General features: G+C 63.3%; 13 protein-coding genes. 12 read left to right on the top strand and 1 reads right to left on the bottom strand.

Features of this window, described 5'->3' with window-relative positions; translation table 11 throughout:
* Positions 1–49: 49 nt before the first annotated feature.
* From nusG to RDV64_RS16835, 9 genes are all read left to right on the top strand, one after another.
* Positions 50–586, top strand: coding sequence for a transcription termination/antitermination protein NusG (gene nusG, locus RDV64_RS16795; protein WP_309196117.1), 537 nt, complete (start codon positions 50–52; stop codon positions 584–586).
* Between the two features lie 162 nt (positions 587–748).
* On the top strand, positions 749–1177 hold the full coding sequence (rplK, locus tag RDV64_RS16800) for a 50S ribosomal protein L11 (RefSeq protein ID WP_309196118.1): 429 nt from the start codon (positions 749–751) through the stop codon (positions 1175–1177).
* Complete coding sequence (gene rplA, locus RDV64_RS16805) at positions 1174–1872, top strand: 50S ribosomal protein L1 (RefSeq protein ID WP_309199535.1); 699 nt, start codon at positions 1174–1176, stop codon at positions 1870–1872. The genes rplK and rplA overlap by 4 nt, the downstream gene beginning before the upstream one ends.
* 383 nt (positions 1873–2255) lie before the next feature.
* Positions 2256–2810, top strand: coding sequence for a 50S ribosomal protein L10 (gene rplJ / locus RDV64_RS16810; protein WP_309196119.1), 555 nt, complete (start codon positions 2256–2258; stop codon positions 2808–2810).
* A gap of 59 nt (positions 2811–2869) precedes the next feature.
* A complete protein-coding gene (gene rplL / locus RDV64_RS16815) occupies positions 2870–3256 on the top strand; it encodes a 50S ribosomal protein L7/L12 (protein WP_309196120.1) in 387 nt (128 codons plus the stop codon).
* A 186-nt stretch (positions 3257–3442) separates the two neighbouring features.
* Positions 3443–7582, top strand: a complete 4140-nt coding sequence (rpoB, locus tag RDV64_RS16820) for a DNA-directed RNA polymerase subunit beta (RefSeq protein ID WP_309196121.1) — start codon at positions 3443–3445, stop codon at positions 7580–7582.
* 19 nt (positions 7583–7601) lie between these two features.
* Positions 7602–8354: a hypothetical protein gene (locus RDV64_RS16825; protein ID WP_309196122.1), complete on the top strand. Its 753-nt coding sequence runs from the start codon at positions 7602–7604 to the stop codon at positions 8352–8354.
* A gap of 396 nt (positions 8355–8750) precedes the next feature.
* Entirely contained in the window at positions 8751–12965 is a 4215-nt protein-coding gene (gene rpoC / locus RDV64_RS16830) for a DNA-directed RNA polymerase subunit beta' (protein ID WP_309196123.1), read from the top strand.
* A gap of 524 nt (positions 12966–13489) precedes the next feature.
* On the top strand, positions 13490–14524 hold the full coding sequence (locus RDV64_RS16835) for a phytanoyl-CoA dioxygenase family protein (protein WP_309196124.1): 1035 nt from the start codon (positions 13490–13492) through the stop codon (positions 14522–14524).
* A gap of 5 nt (positions 14525–14529) precedes the next feature.
* Here the strand turns inward: RDV64_RS16835 and RDV64_RS16840 are convergent, their stop codons facing one another.
* On the bottom strand, positions 14530–15402 hold the full coding sequence (locus tag RDV64_RS16840; RefSeq protein ID WP_309196125.1) for a phytanoyl-CoA dioxygenase family protein: 873 nt from the start codon (positions 15400–15402) through the stop codon (positions 14530–14532).
* A gap of 631 nt (positions 15403–16033) precedes the next feature.
* Between RDV64_RS16840 and rpsL the strand changes: the two genes are divergently transcribed.
* From rpsL to fusA, 3 genes are all read left to right on the top strand, one after another.
* Positions 16034–16405 (top strand): 30S ribosomal protein S12, encoded by a 372-nt coding sequence (gene rpsL / locus RDV64_RS16845; RefSeq protein WP_235709593.1) that lies wholly within the window; start codon positions 16034–16036, stop codon positions 16403–16405.
* A gap of 201 nt (positions 16406–16606) precedes the next feature.
* Positions 16607–17077 carry a 30S ribosomal protein S7 gene (gene rpsG, locus RDV64_RS16850; protein WP_309196126.1) on the top strand — a complete coding sequence of 157 codons (471 nt, stop codon included), beginning with the start codon at positions 16607–16609 and terminating at the stop codon, positions 17075–17077.
* Between the two features lie 48 nt (positions 17078–17125).
* The gene (gene fusA / locus RDV64_RS16855; RefSeq protein ID WP_309196127.1) at positions 17126–19201 is read left to right on the top strand and encodes an elongation factor G; all 2076 of its coding nucleotides are present in this window, start codon (positions 17126–17128) and stop codon (positions 19199–19201) included.
* The last annotated feature ends 38 nt before the right edge of the window (positions 19202–19239 follow it).

Raw genomic sequence — 19239 nt, forward strand, 5'->3', positions numbered from 1 at the left:
TTCTCTGGCTGCCGCTCCACGGATCATCGCAGGGACCATCGAGGCAAGAATGAACAAGCGCTGGTACATCGTCCACGCCTACACGAACTTCGAGAACAAGGTGCGTGACGCGATCGTCGCCGAGGCGGAGATGCGCAACCTCACCGACATGTTCGACGACGTGTTGGTGCCGAAGGAAAAGATGTCGGAGGTCCGTCGCGGTCGCCGCATCGATACCGAGCGCAACGTCTATCCGGGTTACGTCCTGGTGAAATGCGCGCTGACCGACGAGGTGTTCCACCTCATCAAGAATACGCCGAAGGTGACCGGCTTTCTGGGGGCAACGCAGCGCCCGCAGCCGATCCCCGACCGTGAGGCCGAGCGCATCCTGACCCAGGTCACCGAGGGTGTGGAGCGTCCGCGCCCAACGGTCACGTTCGAGGTTGGCGAGCAGGTCCGCGTCTCCGACGGCCCGTTCGCGAGCTTCAACGGCCTGGTCGAAGAGGTCGACGACGAGCGCGCCCGCGTGAAGGTGGCGGTGTCGATCTTCGGCCGGCCCACCAACGTGGAGCTGGAATACGCGCAGGTTGAGAAGGTCGGCGCCTGAGGCGGCACGATCGACCTGACGGATGAGAGATTGCCGTGCGCCGGAACTCCGGGGCGCGGCGGTGGTGCGGGAGGCGAGGGGGCGGCCAACCCCTGAACCGAAACCGCAAACGGGCATTCGGCCCGAACTTTGGCCAGGGCTTCGTGCCCGGAAAGGATCTACGTGGCAAAGAAGGTTGCAGGCTTTATCAAGCTGCAAGTGCCTGCTGGTGTGGCGACTCCGTCGCCCCCCATCGGGCCGGCGCTGGGTCAGCGCGGGCTGAACATCATCATGTTCACCAAGGAATTCAATTCCAAGACCCAGGATCTGGAAAAGGGCGCTCCGTGCCCGACGGTGATCACCTATTACACCGACAAGTCCTTCACCTTCGAGATCAAGACTCCGCCGGTGACCTTCTTCCTGAAGAAGGCGACGGGCCTGAAGTCCGGCTCCAAGACCCCCGGCAAGGAATCCGCCGGCACGGTCGGCCGCGACAAGGTGCGCGAGATTGCCGAAGCCAAGATGAAGGATCTCAACGCCGACAGCGTCGAGCAGGCCATGAAGATGGTCGAAGGCTCCGCGCGGTCCATGGGCCTGGAGGTTGTTGACTGATGTCCGAAGCAAAACGCCTGAAGGCCGCCCGCGAGGGTCTGGACCGCAACAAGAACTACACCCTCGATGACGCCGTGAAGTTCATCAAGGAGCGTTCCAAGGTGAAGTTCGACGAGACCGTCGAGATCGCCTTCAACCTCGGCGTCGATCCGCGCCACGCTGACCAGATGGTCCGCGGCGTCTGTATCCTGCCGAACGGCACGGGCAAGGACGTCAAGGTTGCCGTGTTCGCCCGTGGCGACAAGGCCGACGAAGCCCGCGAGGCCGGTGCCGACATCGTCGGTGCCGAGGAGCTGGTGGCTGAAGTCCAGTCCGGCAAGATCGATTTCGAGCGGTGCATCGCAACGCCCGACATGATGCCGCTGGTGGGTCGCCTCGGTAAGGTGCTCGGCCCGCGCGGCCTGATGCCGAACCCCAAGGTCGGCACGGTGACGCCGGATGTCGCCAAGGCCGTCAAGGACGCCAAGGGCGGCGCTGTCGAGTTCCGCGTCGAGAAGGGCGGCATCGTGCATGCCCCGGTCGGCAAGGTCTCGTTCGACGAGGACAAGCTGGTCGAGAACGTGCGGGCCATGTGGGATGCCGTGAACCGTGCAAAGCCTGCCGGTTCCAAGGGCACCTACATGAAGAAGGCCGCCATGAGCTCGACCATGGGTCCGGGCCTCAAGGTCGATCTCTCCACGGTGCCGGCGGCCTAAGGGTCGTGGGGGCCTCGCGCTGGCAACGGATGCTGCTTGCTGCGGCTGTCGCCGTGGTCACCATCCTGGTGATCAAGGGCGTCGAAGGCGCATTCGGCTAGCGCGCCAGAATTTTCGCGGTGCTTCGGTGCCGCGAACAGAGCTTCGTCCGGTCCTTTGGGCCGGGCGCGGGTCGCTCCCTAAGGCTTCGGCCAGCGGGGGCAGCCTGTCCGAGACTGCAGGTGTGCCGCGACGGTGGCACTTAATCGCCCTGCATAGACGGGGGTCGGAACGGAGACGTTCTCGCCCACGGGACGGGTGTTTTGAACCGTCCGCCGGTGAAGGAGCCGGGGGGCATAGTGAGCCGGATGGGGGATGACCCCATCCTTGTCTTGGAGAGAACGGTGGACAGAGCCGAAAAGCGCGAAATGGTAACCTTCCTCGATGAAGTGTTTGCCAATGCGGGCTCCGTGGTCGTGACCCAGTACGCGGGTCTTACCGTCGCCCAGATGACTGAACTTCGTCGCCAGACCAAAGCGGCTGGTGCCAAGTTCAAGGTCATCAAGAACAGGCTCGCCAAGATTGCGTTGGACAATACCGACCGGACAGCGGCTGCGCCGATGTTCGTCGGACCGGTCGGCATCGCTTACGGGGAAGATCCCGTTGCGGCGCCGAAGGCACTGACCGAGTACGCGAAGAAGAACGAGAAGCTCATCATCATCGGCGGCCTCCTGGGCGCGTCGGCGATGGACGAGAGCGGTGTCAAGGCGCTTGCCTCGATGCCGCCCATCGAAGAGATGCGTTCGAAGCTTCTGGGTTGCATGCTGCAGCCCGCGTCGAACCTGGCGCGCGTTCTCAACCAGCCGGGCGAGAAGCTGGCACGCCAGCTTAACGCGCCGGGTCAGAACCTCCTCGGTGTCCTTCAAGCGCAGAAGGCGAAACTGGAACAGGCGGCCTGAGATCCCTCGGGACTGGCACACACTGAACCGACAACCTAACTGTTAAACTGGAATAGAAAATGGCAAATCTCGAAAGCCTGTACGAAGAACTGTCCAAGCTGACGGTCCTCGAAGTGTCCGAGCTCGTGAAGCAGCTCGAAGAAGGTTGGGGCGTGTCCGCTGCTGCGGCTGCTCCTGCCATGATGGCAATGCCGGCAGCTGGTGGCGGCGATGCCGCTGCGGCCGCTGAAGAGAAGACCGAATTTGACGTCGTTCTCGAGTCCGCTGGTGACAAGAAGATCAACGTCATTAAGGAAGTCCGCGGCATCACGGGTCTCGGCCTGAAGGAAGCCAAGGACCTCGTCGAAGGCGCTCCGAAGCCCGTCAAGGAAGGCGCTTCCAAGGAAGAAGCCGAGACGATCAAGAAGAAGCTGGAAGAAGCCGGCGCCAAGGTTTCGCTTAAGTAAGCGACGCTTGCCAGCAGCCTGCGCCTCATTGCGCGGGCCGCGCCGAGCCGTTCCGGCTCACCCGGTGGCAACACCGCCGGACAAGTCTAGCCGACGCCTCACGGGGCGTCGGCCTTTCGCGTCGTTAGGGGCAGCGGCGCGTCACGCGCGCGGACAATCCGCGCGAAGAAGGGGCAAGAACACGATATGACTCAGGCGTTCAGCGGACGTAAACAGGTCAGGAAGTTCTTCGGCTCAATCCGCGAAGTGGCGGAGATGCCGAATCTGATCGAGGTGCAGAAGGCATCGTATGACCAGTTTCTTCTGGTCGACAAGCCGCACGACGGGCGAGGCGACGAGGGGATGGAGGGCGTATTCCGCTCGGTCTTCCCAATTTCCGATTTCGCCGGCACCGCCATGCTGGAGTTCGTGGACTACGAGTTCGAGGCGCCGAAGTTCGACGTTGACGAGTGCCGTCAGCGCGACATCACCTTCGCTGCGCCCCTCAAGGTCAAGCTTCGCCTCGTCGTGTTCGACGTCGACGAGGATACGGGCGCCAAGAGCCCGAAGGAATTCAAGGAGCAGGACGTCTACATGGGCGACATGCCCCTGATGACGGACAACGGCACCTTCATCATCAACGGCACCGAGCGCGTCATCGTCTCCCAGATGCACCGTTCGCCCGGCGTCTTCTTCGACCATGACAAGGGCAAGACCCACTCCTCGGGCAAGCTTCTGTTCGCTGGCCGCATCATCCCCTACCGCGGCTCCTGGCTCGACATCGAGTTCGACGCCAAGGACATCGTTCACGCCCGCATCGACCGCCGCCGCAAGATCCCCGTCACCTCGCTGATGATGGCACTCGGTCTTGCCCCCGAAGAGATCCTGCACACCTTCTACGACCGCATCACCTACTCCCGCGAGGGCGATGGCTGGCGCATGCCGTTCGATGCCGAACGGATGAAGGGCCTGAAGGCGCATTCCGATCTCATCGACGCCGACAGCGGCGAGCTCGTGATCGAAGAAGGCCGCAAGATCACCGCCCGGACGGTGAAGCAGCTGGCTGAAAAGGGCGTCAAGGCGCTCAAGGTCAACGACGACGAAGTCCTCGGCCGCTATCTCGGTGACGACATCGTCAACTTCGAGACCGGCGAGATCTACGCCGAAGCTGGCGAAGAGATCGACGACAAGCTTCTGGCGCGTCTGCTGGACACGGGCCTGATCGAGCTGACCGTGCTCGACATCGACCATGTGACCAAGGGCGCCTACATCCGCAACACGCTGTCGGCGGACAAGAACGATTCGCGCGAATCCGCCCTGTTCGACATCTATCGCGTCATGCGCCCCGGCGAGCCGCCCACCATCGAGACCGCGGAGGCCATGTTCGCCTCGCTGTTCTTCGATCCGGAGCGTTACGACCTGTCCGCCGTCGGCCGCGTGAAGATGAACATGCGCCTCGACCTCGATGCCCCCGATACGCAGCGCACGCTGCGTAAGGAGGACATCATGGCCGTGATCCAGACGCTGATTAACCTGCGCGACGGCAAGGGCGAGATCGACGACATCGACAACCTCGGCAACCGCCGCGTGCGTTCTGTCGGTGAGCTGATGGAGAACCAGTACCGCCTGGGTCTCCTGCGCATGGAACGCGCCATCAAGGAGCGCATGTCGTCCGTCGAGATCGAAACGGTGATGCCGCAGGATCTCATCAACGCAAAGCCTGCCGCCGCCGCCGTGCGCGAATTCTTCGGCTCCTCGCAGCTGTCGCAGTTCATGGACCAGACGAACCCGCTGTCGGAAGTCACCCACAAGCGTCGCCTTTCGGCGCTTGGCCCGGGTGGTCTGACGCGCGAGCGTGCCGGCTTTGAAGTGCGCGACGTGCACACCACGCACTATGGCCGCATCTGTCCGATCGAGACGCCGGAAGGCCCGAACATCGGCCTGATCAACTCGCTTGCCACGTTTGCACGGGTGAACAAGTACGGCTTCATCGAAGCGCCTTACCGCAAGGTGATCGACGGGCAGGTGACCGATGACGTGGTCTACCTCTCCGCCATGGAAGAGCAGAAATTCACCGTCGCACAGGCCAACGCGCCGCTTCTGGAAAGCAATCGCTTTGCCGAAGAGCTGACCGTTGCCCGTCATTCCGGCGACGTGTCGATGATGCCGATCGAGCGCATCGACTACATGGACGTGAGCCCCAAGCAGCTGGTGTCCGTTGCGGCGGCGCTCATTCCGTTCCTGGAGAACGATGACGCCAACCGCGCGCTCATGGGCTCCAACATGCAGCGGCAGGCCGTGCCTCTGGTGCGTGCCGAAGCCCCGTTCGTCGGCACCGGCATGGAAGCCACCGTTGCGCGCGATTCCGGCGCTGCCATCGGCGCAAAGCGTGCCGGTATCGTCGACCAGGTGGACGCCACCCGTATCGTCATCCGCGCCACGGAAGAGATCGACCCCACCAAGTCGGGCGTCGACATCTACCAGCTGATGAAGTTCCAGCGCTCCAACCAGAACACCACCGTCAACCAGCGCCCGCTGGTCTCGGTCGGTGACACGGTCAAGAAGGGCGAGATCATCGCCGACGGTCCGTCGACCGAACTTGGCGACCTGGCGCTCGGCCGCAACGTGCTCGTCGCGTTCATGCCGTGGAACGGCTACAACTTCGAAGACTCGATCCTGCTTTCCGAGCGCATCGTGTCGGACGACGTCTTCACCTCGATCCACATCGAGGAATTCGAAGTCGCCGCCCGCGACACCAAGCTCGGGCCGGAGGAAATCACCCGCGATATTCCGAACGTGTCGGAAGAAGCGCTGCGCAACCTCGACGAGGCAGGCATTGCCTACATCGGCGCGGAAGTGCAGGCGGGCGACATTCTGGTCGGCAAGATCACGCCGAAGGGTGAAAGCCCGATGACGCCGGAGGAAAAGCTCCTGCGCGCCATCTTCGGCGAAAAGGCGTCCGACGTGCGCGACACCTCCTTGCGCGTGCCCCCCGGCGTGACCGGCACCATCGTGGAAGTCCGTGTCTTCAACCGCCACGGCATCGAGAAGGACGAGCGCGCCCAGGCGATCGAGCGCGAGGAAATCGAGCGTCTCGCCAAGGACCGCGACGACGAGCAGGCGATCCTCGACCGCAACACGTTCGCGCGCCTTCGCGAGCTTCTTGACGGCCAGCCGGCAGTTTCCGGCCCCAAGGGCTTCAAGAAGGACTCGACCATCACGGCCGAAGTGCTGGACGACACGCCGCGCTCCCAGTGGTGGCTGTTCGCCGCTGCCGACGAGCAGCTGATGAGCGACATCGAGGCGATGCGCGAGCAGTACGACCAGTCCCGCAAGCGCTTTGAAGAGCGCTTCATGGACAAGGTCGAGAAGCTCCAGCGCGGCGATGAGCTGCCGCCCGGCGTGATGAAGATGGTCAAGGTCTTCGTCGCGGTGAAGCGCAAGATCCAGCCCGGCGACAAGATGGCCGGCCGCCACGGCAACAAGGGCGTCGTGTCCAAGATCGTCCCGGTCGAGGACATGCCGTTCCTGGAAGACGGCACCCACGTCGATATCGTCTTGAACCCGCTGGGCGTGCCGTCGCGCATGAACGTCGGGCAGATCCTGGAGACCCACCTTGGCTGGGCCTGTGCGGGTCTGGGCAAGAAGATCGGCGAGCTGGCCCGCCTTGCCCGCGAGTCGGGCGAGACGGCAGAGCTGCGTGCCACCATGCTCGACATTTACGACGGCGGCACAACCGAGCCGATCGCCGAATACGACGACGATTCGGTGATGCGTCTTGGCGAACAGCTGCACCGCGGTGTGCCGATCGCAACGCCGGTCTTCGACGGTGCGCGTGAGCCTGACATCGTGGAGCTGCTCAAGAAGGCAGGCCTCGACGCCAGCGGTCAGTCCACCCTGTTCGACGGGCGTTCCGGCGAGCAGTTCGACCGTCCGGTCACGGTCGGCTACATCTACATGCTGAAGCTGCACCACCTTGTGGACGACAAGATCCACGCGCGCTCCATCGGCCCGTACTCGCTGGTCACCCAGCAGCCGCTGGGCGGCAAGGCGCAGTTCGGCGGTCAGCGCTTCGGAGAGATGGAGGTGTGGGCCCTCGAAGCCTACGGTGCCGCTTACACCTTGCAGGAAATGCTGACGGTGAAGTCGGACGACGTTGCCGGCCGCACCAAGGTCTACGAGTCCATCGTGCGCGGCGACGATACCTTCGAGGCCGGCATTCCGGAGAGCTTCAACGTTCTGGTGAAGGAAATCCGGTCGCTGGGCCTCAATGTCGAACTGACCGATGTCGAAAAGGACATCGTGATCAACAACGACATCGACGCGCGCAAGCTCGCAGCCGAATAGGCAGGGGGCTGCGGCGGCAATGCTGGTTTCCTATCGTCACGAATTCATTTTCGTGAAGACGCGGAAGACGGCAGGTTCCGCCGTGGAGCTCGCCTTCGAGCCGTTCGTGAGGTCGCCGGACGCTGCGGTGTCCGGCACCCGCGACAGCTTTGCCACCGCGCAATGCGTAACGCGCGACGGCATCATCGGCGCTCGCAGCCAGGCCTTCAAAGAGAAAGCGACCTATTTTGACCACATGCAGGCGCGCGATATCCGCCGGATGGTCGGCGCCGACGTGTGGTCGCGCTTTTTCAAGTTCTGCACCATCCGCAACCCGTGGGACAAAACTGTATCCGCGTTCTATTTCGCCCGGCCTGCGGTTCGGGAGAAGACTGTCAGTAAACAGATTGAGATATTTCGAGCTTGGCTCGGACGAGATGACGTCAGAAAATTACGCGACCGTGATATATACTACATCAAAGATCGACCGGCGATGGATGATTACATCCGATTTCATCGGCTCTCTGAAGATGTTGAGCGCATTGCCGACAAACTCCGCTTGCCCGTCGAAAATCTACCCGAAATTCATCGTCAATCCCGCAACCGGGCAATCGCATACGCGGACTTTTACGACGATTCCGCGCGCGAGCGTGTCGCGGACATGTACAGGTGCGAAATCGCCGATTTCGGTTGGCGTTTCGAGGGCGACGAGGACATCGCGTTTCCGAAGCCTTCTCGCCTCCCGGTGCAATCCGAGCTCGTCGGCCGCCTTGGCGCATGGCTCGGGCGCTGAGAGGGCTTCCGGTATTGCGCTTTGGCGGCGAACGGCATAGATGAACAGCTTGGCGAAACTCATGACGAGGATCGGGTCGGCTTGTTCCGTGGCCTTGCGCTGCGAAGGACGTCCGCGTGCGGGATTTTTCGATCCCACGCTCGGGCGATTTTTTCGTTGTGCGATCCCGTCTCCGCGGTTTGCGATCCCCGCGGGGGTCGCTTCGGGGCGACGCCCCCGGCCTGCCGCAAGGTGCGGCTCTGACGTGAATAATTCTGCGCACACTGGCCGGCCAGTAGGGCGCACGACAAACCATCCAGGCAGCACGTCTGTCCTGAATCTGATTTTGATACCAGACGCGCGTCGTGGCGGATGCGCAGAATGGTTGACGCCCCGCGGGGGAGAAGGAGAGCGGTCATGAAGCAGGAAGTGATGAACCTGTTCAACAATCAGGCGCCTACCCAGACGTTCGATCGGATCCGGATCTCCATCGCGAGCCCCGAGAAGATCCGGTCCTGGTCGTTCGGTGAGATCAAGAAGCCTGAGACCATCAACTACCGCACGTTCAAGCCCGAGCGGGACGGCCTGTTCTGCGCGCGCATCTTCGGTCCGATCAAGGACTATGAGTGCCTGTGCGGCAAGTACAAGCGGATGAAGTTCAAGGGCGTCATCTGCGAAAAGTGCGGCGTGGAAGTCACCCTGTCGCGCGTCCGGCGCGAGCGGATGGGCCACATCGAGCTTGCCGCTCCGGTCGCGCACATCTGGTTCCTGAAGTCGCTGCCGTCCCGCATCGGCCTTCTGCTCGACATGACGCTGAAGGACCTCGAGCGCGTCCTCTACTTCGAGTCCTACATTGTGACTGACCCCGGCATGGTGACGGACATCAAGGCGCGCCAGCTCCTGTCCGAGGACGAGTTCCTCGACCTGCAGGACACCCACGGCGAGAGCTTCACCGCGCTGATCGGCGCCGAGGCGATCCGCGAACTCCTCCTTCAGCTCGATCTGGAGCGGGAGCGCGAGACCCTGCGCAAGGAGATCGCCGAGGCCACCACCGAGCTGAAGCCGAAGAAGCTCGCCAAGCGCCTCAAGATCGTCGACGGCTTCCTTGAGTCCGGCAACAAGCCGGAATGGATGATCATGCAGGTCATTCCGGTGATCCCGCCGGACCTGCGCCCGCTCGTCCCGCTGGACGGCGGCCGCTTCGCCACGTCCGACCTCAACGACCTTTACCGCCGCGTCATCAACCGCAACAACCGCCTGAAGCGCCTCATCGAGCTTCGTGCGCCGGACATCATCATCCGCAACGAAAAGCGGATGCTGCAGGAGTCGGTCGACGCCCTGTTCGACAATGGCCGTCGCGGCCGCGTCATCACGGGTGCCAACAAGCGCCCGCTGAAGTCGCTGTCGGACATGCTGAAGGGCAAGCAGGGCCGCTTCCGCCAGAACCTCCTCGGCAAGCGCGTCGACTATTCGGGCCGTTCGGTCATCGTGGTGGGTCCGGAGCTGAAGCTTCACCAATGCGGCCTGCCGAAGAAGATGGCGCTCGAGCTGTTCAAGCCGTTCATCTACTCGCGGCTCGACGCCAAGGGTTATTCGTCCACCGTCAAGCAGGCGAAAAAGCTCGTCGAGAAGGAAAAGCCCGAGGTCTGGGATATCCTCGACGAGGTGATCCGCGAGCACCCCGTGCTTTTGAACCGCGCGCCGACGCTCCACCGTCTCGGCATCCAGGCGTTCGAGCCCAAGCTGATCGAGGGCAAGGCGATCCAGCTGCACCCGCTGGTCTGCACCGCCTTCAACGCCGACTTCGACGGCGACCAGATGGCCGTCCACGTTCCGCTGAGTCTCGAGGCCCAGCTGGAAGCGCGCGTCCTGATGATGTCGACCAACAACATCCTGCATCCGGCCAATGGTCAGCCGATCATCGTGCCGTCGCAGGACATCGTTCTGGGTCTCTACTACCTCTCGATCATGGCGGAAGGTGAGCCGGGCGAGGGGATGACCTTCGGCTCCATCGCCGAGCTGCAGCACGCCATCGACAACAAGATCGTCACCGTCCACTCCAAGGTGAAGGTCCGCTACAAGACCAAGGACGAGGACGGCAACGATCTCATCCAGCTGCATGAGACGACGCCGGGCCGCGCCCTCATCGGCGACCTTCTGCCCCGTTCGCCGAAGGTGCCGTTCGAGGTCGTCAACCAGCTGATGACCAAGAAGAACGTCTCCAAGGTGATCGATGCCGTGTACCGCGGCACCGGCCAGAAAGAGACGGTGATGTTCTGCGACCGGGTGATGACGCTCGGCTTCACCAACGCGTTCAAGGCCGGCATCTCGTTCGGCAAGGACGACATGGTCATTCCGGACAGCAAGTACGACGTGGTCAACGAGACCGCCGAGCTCGCGAAGGAATACGAGCAGCAGTACAATGAAGGCCTGATCACCCAGGGCGAGAAGTACAACAAGGTCATCGACGCCTGGGCCAAGTGCACCGACCGCGTTGCCGCGGCCATGATGGAGCGCATCTCCGCGGTGGAGAAGGACCCGGACACGGGCCGCACCAAGCAGATGAACTCGGTCTACATGATGAGCCACTCCGGTGCACGTGGCTCGCCCACCCAGATGCGTCAGCTCGCCGCCATGCGCGGCCTGATGGCAAAGCCGTCGGGCGAGATCATCGAGACGCCGATTACCTCGAACTTCAAAGAGGGTCTCACCGTGCTGGAGTACTTCAACTCCACCCACGGTGCGCGTAAGGGCCTTGCCGACACCGCGCTCAAGACCGCCAACTCCGGTTACCTCACGCGCCGTCTGGTCGACGTCGCGCAGGACGCGATCATCTCCGAGGTCGATTGCGGCTCCAAGCGCGGCATCACCATGGAGCCGATCGTAGACGCCGGTCAGGTCATCGCCACGCTGGGCAGCCGCGTTCTGGGCCGTACCGCGGCAGAGGACGTGAAAGACCCCGTGACCGGCGAAGTGATCGCCAAGAAGGGGACGCTGCTCGACGAGAAGGACATCGAGGTCATCGAGGCGGCCAAGCTCCAGTCGCTGAAGATCCGCTCGGTGCTCACCTGCGAGACGCGCAACGGCGTCTGCGGCTCCTGCTACGGCCGCGACCTTGCCCGCGGCACGCCGGTCAACATGGGCGAAGCGGTTGGCGTCATTGCCGCGCAGTCCATCGGTGAGCCGGGCACGCAGCTCACCATGCGTACCTTCCACGTCGGCGGTACGGCGCAGGTGGTCGACTCGTCGTTCATCGAGTCCTCCCACGAGGGCAAGGTGGAGGTGCGCAACCGCAACCTGGTGCGCGACTCCGACAAGAACCTCATGGTCATGGGCCGCAACGTCCAGATCGCGATCATCGACACCGACGGTTCCGAGCGCGCCACCTACAAGGTGCCCTACGGCGCGAAGCTGCACCTCGACGATGGCGACAGCATCAGCCGCGGCATGCGGATTGCGGAGTGGGACCCCTACACCCGCCCGATCCTGACCGAGGTGAACGGCGTCATCGACTTCGAGGATCTCGTCGAGGGCATCTCCGTGCTGGAAGCCGCCGACGAGGCGACCGGCATCACCAAGCGCGTGGTCACCGACTGGCGGACCCACACCCGCGGCTCCTCGCTGCGGCCTGCGGTGGTGGTGAAGGGCAAGGACGGCGAGCTGCTCAAGCTGCCGCGCGGCGGTGATGCGCGTTACCTGCTCTCGGTCGACACCGTGCTTTCGGTCGACACCGGTGCCAAGGTCCATGCCGGTGACGTGCTGGCCCGTATTCCGCTGGAAAGCGCCAAGACGCGTGACATCACCGGCGGTCTGCCGCGTGTTGCCGAGCTGTTCGAGGCGCGTCGTCCGAAGGACAACGCGGTCATCGCCGAGATGGATGGCACCATCCGCTTCGGCAAGGACTTCAAGAACAAGCGGCGGATCATCATCGACCCGCCGGCGGACTCCGGCCTCGAGCCGATCGAGTACATGGTCCCCAAGGGCAAGCACATTCACCTGCAGGATGGCGACCCCATCGAGAAGGGCGACTACATCCTCGACGGCAACCCCGCGCCGCACGACATTCTGGCGATCCACGGCGTGGAGGCTCTGGCGGCCTACCTCGTCAACGAGATCCAGGGCGTCTACCGGCTCCAGGGTGTGGGCATCAACGACAAGCACATCGAAGTGATCGTGCGTCAGATGCTGCAGAAAGTGGAGATCAACGATCCGGGTGATTCGGATCTGCTCAACAACGAGCAGCTCGACCGTCTGGAGCTGCAGGAGCTGAACGACGACCTGAAGGCCGACGGCAAGAAGCCGGCGACCGGCGTGCCTGTCCTTCTGGGCATCACCAAGGCGTCGCTGCAGACCCGCTCGTTCATCTCCGCGGCGTCGTTCCAGGAGACCACGCGTGTCCTCACCGAGGCTTCGGTGTCCGGCAAGGCCGACCAGCTGGAAGGCCTCAAGGAGAACGTCATCGTCGGCCGTCTCATTCCGGCCGGCACGGGCGGCATGATCAGCCGGATCCGCGAAGTTGCGGCCAAGCGCGACGATCTGATCGAGGAGGCCAACCGCGACGCGGCACAAGCCACAGAAAGCGCAGCCATGCTGGCTGACCTGCGCGAGCAAGAAGCCCAGCCGGGCGAGTAAACCGCCGCCAGGCAGAAGATGCCAGACAGATCAAATGGCCGACCGTTTCTGACGGTCGGCCATTTTTTTGCCCGCTGACCGAGTTGCGCTTTGCCCTCGATGATTGTTGTCAGGGGCTTGGGGCAGGACAGTCTGTCAATGTGGTTGGATTATTCAATAAAGGGCATGTGTTCGGACGGCGACGTCGATATTGCCAACTTCGGCGGGCCGCTGTTCCAACACCGACGATGCCAGGTTTCAGAATGGTCGGTTCGCTGCGGTGGCCGCCAGTCCGGTTCGGTGAGCTGACGATAGTGCTCATGCCTCAGGGCAAACTGACGGGTGAGGGGGCCGGCGCGCAGATTGGTCGCTCCGGGTGGGTGATGTGCTGGAACATGATCAGCAAGTGTTTGCCCCAGGGGCTGATTCCGCCTATTTTTTTACCGATGAAGGGGAGCTCGTCCGTTTTCCGGCCACGGCCTGACGGAAACTGACGGCGGTGTCGTGCCTTCCCCGCAGTCCACTACGCAGCGGTATCGAGTGTCATGAAAGTTCAAGAGATTGTCCAACTGCCGATTGCGGCCGCGTCGGTCCTTTCCGCTGACAAGAATTTCGGCAGGAACCCGGTTCTTGGCTCTGCGAGGCTGAACAGGGCGGGCCTCCACCGCTGGCGCGTCGCAGCGGCGCACCGGGCCTCCGAACGGCGGCGCGCCGCTCTGGCGCCGATGCTCCGTCCCGAAGAACGCGCGCAGTTCGAGGAATGCGGGTTCGTGGTGCGCGAGAACGCGCTGCCCGAGGATCTGTTCGCCCGGCTTACCGCAGAACTCCAAACCGTGAAGCGTGCGGCCTGGGAGATGCGGCAGGGCCATGCGATCACGCGGATCATGCCGCTGCCGGCTCGCGGGGGCGATACGAGCGCTGCGGCAGAGGCACGCCGCTTCCTGCGCTCGCCGGAAATCAGGGCGCTGATCGGCTACGTGGCCGGCCGGACCGGGGGCTACAACCCTGTGATCCAGACGATCGCCAACAACCCGGACCCCGATTCGCCCGACCCGCAGAACACCCTGCACGCCGACACTTTCCACCCCACGGCGAAATTCTGGCTGTTCATGCACGATGTCGCCCTGGACGAGGGTCCGTTCTCCTACGTGCCCGGCTCCCATCGCCTGACGCCGGAGCGGCTGGAATGGGAGCACGAGCAGTCGGTCGTCGCGACCGCTGCCGGTGACGGCCACCATTCCGCGGGGTCCTTCCGGATGCGCGAGGATCTCCTGGCAAGCCTTGGCTACGGTAAGCTGATGTCGCTCCCGGTGAAGGGGAACACGCTGGTTGTGGCGGACACCTACGGGTTCCACGCCCGCACACCGACCAGCAAACCGACGGTCCGCACCGAATTGCACGCGATGCTCCGCCGCAACCCGTTCACGCCGTGGAATGGGGGTGACGTGTCGGAACTGCCGTTCGTCCACCCGCGCGCCCTCGAATGGCGTCTTGCCTACCGCAAATGGCAGTGGAACCGCGGTAGGCCGCACAAGTACGCGGATGCCGGGCTCCGGTTCGCTGCCGACCCGTCAGACTGACAGGGTCAGATCCCCGGCGGCTTCGGCGGCGTTTCGGCCAGAATAACGCCGGCGTTCTCGTAGACGATGGGTTTGCCGGTCTTGGCACGGCGGTCTTCCATCGCAAGGTGCGTGCGCATGGTGCGATGGCGCAAGACAGGCAGGTCGAGCGCGTCGAGGCCGTTCCAGGGCACGAAGGGGTTGCGCCGCAAGACGCCGTAAAGGGAAGTTCGAATCGTCGACACCTGTGATGGCGTGCGCTTGTGAAACCCGTAGGTGTCCGCCACGACCAGAGTGTTGCCCTCGACCGGGAACATCTGAAGCGGTCCGTACCCCAGCGCCGACAATTCTGATTCGGGGAGGCGGAAGGAGCCGGCCGCGTGGTGCCTGTTGCCTTTGGTTGCCGCGTTCCGAGCCTCTTCATGCTCCCAGGCGAGACGCTCCGGCGTCAATATGTGCGATCCCGGAACATACGAGAACGGGCCGTCTTCCGGGCCGACCTTGTTGAGGAACAGCCAGAATTTTGCCGTCGGGTGGAACGTGTCGGCGTGGAGATCGGCCTGCGGGTCGGCGTCACCCGCGGCGGGGTCGACGGCCACGGTCTGCAAGCTCGTAACGATGTGGCCCGAACGCCCGGCGGCGTAGCCCACGAGATCGCGCACCGACGGTGACCGCGCCCAGCGGGCAAGTGCCGCGATGGCGCTCCCGTCGTTGCGGGGCGGCAGGGGGATCACCCTGTTGACCGTCTGCCCCTGACGCATCTGCCAGACCGGGCGCGGCACAGTCGCAATTTCGTTGCGAACGGCGTCCAAAAGCTCCGGCGGCAGCGCGTTGCGGCGAATCACGTAGCCGTCGCGATCGAACGCCGCGCGCTCCGCCGGATCAATACGGGGTGCCAACGCAGCCCGCCGCCGCGCCGACATTGCGTGCGCAAACGCGACACGGCGCCTGTGCAGCCCGAGGGCGTTCAACCGTTCAGACCCGATCACGGCATTTTTTCTGAATGATTTTTCAGACGTCAGAATCGCCGGGGCGGCCATCGCAATCTTGAAAATATCGCTGAGAGGCATAGGGGTTCGACTGACGGTTGTTCAGGATGGACTGATGCCGTCAATACGCCCTGGAAAGCCGTTCTCCAACATGCGGCCGCCGGTCTTTGGTTCTTCGGCGCCAAGAAGCCGCATTCAGAGACGGGACAATTGCGCGGAAGGGTTGACGCTAGCAGGGGAGATCGCTATGTCAGCGCAACCGAAGCGAAGGCTGCCGCGTGCGGCGCTTGTGGCGCGCCCAGCATCCCGCATCGGTACTCCGGTTCGAGTTTCGTTCGGCGCTTTGCCGCGCTAACTCTGTCGTCCGCACCGGCTCCTCGTCCCTCAAATGGGCGGGCCGAAGCGGCGCTTTTACTTGTTGGCCCCATGGGTCAGCCCGCGGGATGACCCGCTTTTGTCCGGGCAGCAATGCCCGAAAATGAGATCAGCGGGCTTGCCCGCGACTGAGATGGGCGGCGACGCCCGCGTATGGGAAGGTTTAATGCCAACGATCAACCAGTTGATCCGTAAGCCTCGGGTCGCGCCGGTTAAGCGCAACAAGGTGCCGGCGATGGAGGCGAACCCGCAGAAGCGCGGCGTTTGCACCCGCGTCTACACGACGACGCCGAAGAAGCCGAACTCGGCACTTCGTAAGGTGGCCAAGGTTCGGCTTACGAACGGCTTCGAGGTCATTGGCTACATTCCGGGTGAGGGGCACAACCTCCAGGAGCACTCCGTGGTGATGATCCGCGGCGGCCGCGTGAAGGACCTTCCGGGCGTTCGCTATCACATCCTTCGCGGTGTGCTCGATACGCAGGGCGTCAAGAACCGCAAGCAGCGCCGCTCCAAGTACGGCGCCAAGCGTCCGAAGTAAGTTCAGATCGCCGCGGCATGTCCGCGGCGATTGCGGCCTTCCGGCACTCTTGCGCGGACGGTCGGGAGACCGCCATGACAGCACCGGTTGTCCCATGGCGGTTATCAAATGTTGAAGGTGATCGCCCGGCGATCACTGATGGTGGAAAGCGCGGCGCCTCTGATGTAGGGGCGACCACAAAATCAGTATTGGGAACGTTAGATGAGCCGTCGTCACAGCGCTGAGAAGCGGGAAGTCCTGCCGGACCCGAAGTTCGGCGACGTAATCCTGTCCAAGTTCATGAATGCGATCATGTACGACGGCAAGAAGTCCGCCGCCGAGAAGATCGTCTATGGCGCGCTCGACATCTGTCAGGCGAAGAGCCGCACCGACCCGGTCCAGCTGTTCCACGACGCGCTGTCCAACGTGTCGCCGTCCGTCGAAGTGCGTTCGCGCCGCGTCGGTGGTGCCACCTACCAGGTGCCCGTAGAGGTTCGGCCCGAGCGTCGCCAGGCACTGGCCATCCGCTGGCTGATCATCGCCGCGCGCAAGCGCAACGAGAAGACCATGGTCGACCGCCTCTCGGGTGAGCTGATGGACGCGGCCAACAACCGCGGCACCGCCGTGAAGAAGCGTGAAGACACCCACAAGATGGCTGAAGCCAACCGGGCCTTCTCGCACTACCGCTGGTAATTCTGCGGCCACACGTAAATTTAGTCACGAACGCTCGGACGCACGCTCATGTCACGCACCCACAAGATTGAAGACTATCGCAACTTCGGCATCATGGCTCACATTGATGCCGGGAAGACGACGACGACCGAGCGCATTCTGTACTACACCGGCCGCAGCCACAAGATCGGTGAAGTCCACGACGGCGCCGCCACCATGGACTGGATGGAGCAGGAGCAGGAGCGCGGCATTACGATCACGTCCGCCGCGACGACCTGTTTCTGGCAGGACAAGCGCCTCAACATCATCGACACGCCGGGCCACGTGGACTTCACCATTGAAGTCGAGCGTTCGCTCCGCGTGCTCGACGGTGCCATCGCTCTTCTGGACGCCAACGCCGGCGTCGAGCCCCAGACCGAGACCGTCTGGCGCCAGGCCGACAAGTACTCGGTCCCGCGGATGATCTTCGTCAACAAGATGGACAAGATCGGCGCCGACTTCTTCCGTTGCGTCGAGATGATCGTCGAGCGCCTTGGTGCCAAGCCGATCATTCTTCAGCTGCCGATCGGCGCCGAGAACGACTTCAAGGGCTGCATCGACCTCGTGAAGATGCAGGCGATCATCTGGCACGACGAGTCGCTGGGTGCGAGCTTCGACTACATGGACATCCCCGACGACCTGAAGGACCAGGCTCTCGAGTACCGCGAGAAGCTGGTCGAGATGGCTGTCGACATGGACGAGGCGGCGATGGAAGCCTACCTCGACGGCACCGAGCCGACCGAAGAGCAGCTGAAGGCGATGATCCGCAAGGGGACCATCGACAACGCCTTCACGCCGATCCTCACGGGCTCCGCGTTCAAGAACAAGGGCGTGCAGCCGCTGCTCGACGCCGTCGTCGACTACCTGCCGTCCCCGATCGACGTTGAGTCCATCAAGGGCATCGACGTGAAGACCGAAGAGCTGGTGAAGCGTCACCCGTCCGACGAAGCACCGCTTGCGATGCTCGCCTTCAAGGTGATGAACGACCCGTTCGTTGGCACGCTCACCTTCTGCCGCATCTACTCCGGTCAGCTCGACCAGGGCACCGGCGTTCTGAACACGGTGAAGGAAAAGCGTGAGCGCGTCGGCCGCATGCTGCAGATGCACTCCAACTCCCGTGAAGAGATCAAGGTCGCCTACGCCGGTGACATCGTGGCGCTGGCCGGTCTGAAAGAGACCACCACGGGCGACACGCTGTGCGATCCCAACGCGCCGGTTATCCTGGAGCGGATGGAGTTCCCCGAGCCGGTGATCGACATCGCCATCGAGCCGAAGACCAAGTCCGACCAGGAAAAGATGGGCCTCGCGCTCAACCGCCTGGCCGCCGAGGATCCTTCGTTCCGCGTCAAGACCGACTTCGAGAGCGGGCAGACGATCATCTCCGGCATGGGCGAGCTTCACCTCGACATTCTGGTTGATCGCATGAAGCGCGAGTTCAAGGTCGAAGCGAACATCGGCCAGCCGCAGGTGGCGTACCGCGAGACCATCACGCAGTCGACCAACGTCGATTACACCCACAAGAAGCAGACCGGTGGTACGGGTCAGTTCGCCCGCATCAAGATCACCATCGAGCCGAACGAGACCGGCGAAGGCTTCCTGTTCGAATCGACCATCGTCGGCGGCGCGGTGCCGAAGGAATACATCCCGGGCGTCGAGAAGGGCATTCAGTCCGTCCTGACCTCCGGTCCCATCGCCGGCTTCCCGATGGTGGACATCAAGGTGCAGCTCACCGACGGTGCCTTCCACGACGTGGACTCCTCGGTCCTCGCGTTCGAGATCGCGGCCCGCGCCGCGTTCCGCGAAGGCTGCATGAAGGCCAAGCCGCGCCTGCTCGAGCCGATCATGAAGGTCGAGGTTGTCACCCCTGACGATTTCGCCGGCACCGTGATGGGCGACCTCAACTCCCGCCGTGGCCAGATCCAGGGCACGGAGACGCGCGGTGTCGCGAGCGTGGTCAACGCGTTCGTGCCGCTCGCCAACATGTTCGGCTACGTGTCGAACCTGCGGTCCATGACCCAGGGTCGCGCGCAGTACACCATGCAGTTCGACCACTATGAGCAAGTGCCTCAGGCAGTGGCCGAAGAAGTTCAGGCAAAATACGCCTGATAGTCATCGCCAACTGCTACCGGCAATGATAAACGAAC

The sequence above is a fragment of the Acuticoccus sp. MNP-M23 genome (assembly GCF_031195445.1).
Taxonomy (GTDB): Bacteria; Pseudomonadota; Alphaproteobacteria; order Rhizobiales; family Amorphaceae; genus Acuticoccus.